Below are 1,331 nucleotides of genomic sequence, written 5' to 3'. Positions count from 1 at the left end.
TAGACTGGCCCCTTAGATCTCCAGACAGTTGGTATCACTTAAATTAGTGATAATCTTAATACTAGTTTTTAGACTAGTTCTTGGAGATAACATGATCGAGATATTAGGTCCTGAACGTAGAAAACGTCGTTCTCCGCAAGAAAAAATGGCGATTGTTCAGCAAAGCTTTGAGTCGGGTATGAGTGTTTCCATGGTTGCCCGCCAACATGGCATAGCAGCAAGCCAGCTTTTCCTTTGGCGTAAACAGTATCAAGAAGGAAGCCTGACTGCAGTGACAGCAGGTGAACACGTTGTTCCTGCCTCTAAGCTAGCCTCAGCAATAAAGCAAATTAAAGAGCTACAGCGTTTACTCGGCAAAAAAACAATGGAAAATGAACTTCTTAAAGAAGCTGTCGAGTATGGCCGTGAAAAAAAGTGGATAGCGCTCGCGCCCTTATTACCCAAGGATGGAAAATAAGTTTAGTGAGTCGGACGTTACGTGTGTCACGAGCACAGTTATACGTTTTAGCGAAACGAAAAAGTGATTGGAAGGATAAGCGAGGTAGATGCTGTCAAGATGATAGTGATGCGCTTGCTCGTATACATAATGTCATTGATAAGCTGCCTACGTATGGTTATCGCCGCGTCTGGGCAATACTTCGTCGGCAATCTGAGAATGAAGGTATCGCGATGATTAATGCCAAACGCGTTTACCGTCTCATGAAGCAATCCGGATTATTATTGGAACGTAAACCTGCAATGCCAGTCTCAACGCGTGCTCATACAGGAAAAGTATCGGTGAATGAAAGCAATCAACGTTGGTGTTCAGATGGTTTTGAGTTCCGATGTGATAATGGTGAAAAACTGCGCGTCACGTTCGCTTTAGACTGTTGTGATCGCGAAGCCCTGCATTGGGCAGCTAGCACGGGAGGCTTCGACAGTGAAACCGTGCAAGATGTCATGTTAGGCGCTGTGGAGCATCGCTTCGGTAACGAGTTCCCCTCAAAGTCAGTTGAGTGGTTGACAGACAACGGTTCAGCATATCGAGCCCATGAAACACGGAGGTTCGCTAAACAAGTCGGCCTATCACCGAGACATACGGCGGTACGGAGTCCACAAAGTAATGGAATAGCAGAAAGCTTTGTAAAAATCATGAAGCGTGACTACATAAGTCTCATGTCAAAACCGAACGGATTAACGGCAGTGAAGAATCTTGCGGCAGCCTTCGAGCATTATAATGAATGGCATCCCCACAGTGCACTGGGTTATCGTTCACCGCGAGAGTACCTGCGGCGTCGAACCCATAATGAAATAAGTGATAAAAAGTGTCTGGAAATATAGGGTCAAATACA

At 45.4% G+C, this 1,331-nt stretch carries 1 protein-coding gene; it reads left to right on the top strand.

Features of this window, described 5'->3' with window-relative positions:
* Positions 1 to 91 precede the first annotated feature (91 nt).
* Positions 92 to 1,320 (top strand): IS3 family transposase gene (locus JEP36_RS17660; protein ID WP_198630574.1). Its coding sequence is split into 2 segments (ribosomal slippage): positions 92 to 407 and positions 407 to 1,320, totalling 1,230 coding nucleotides; the frame shifts between segments, so codons are not numbered across the junction.
* The last annotated feature ends 11 nt before the right edge of the window (positions 1,321 to 1,331 follow it).

Origin of the sequence: Proteus sp. PR00208 (assembly GCF_016238545.1) — a bacterium.
Taxonomy (GTDB): Bacteria; Pseudomonadota; Gammaproteobacteria; order Enterobacterales; family Enterobacteriaceae; genus Proteus.
Note: the sequence above shows the minus strand (reverse complement) of the source record. Positions and strands in the feature narration are given on the sequence as shown.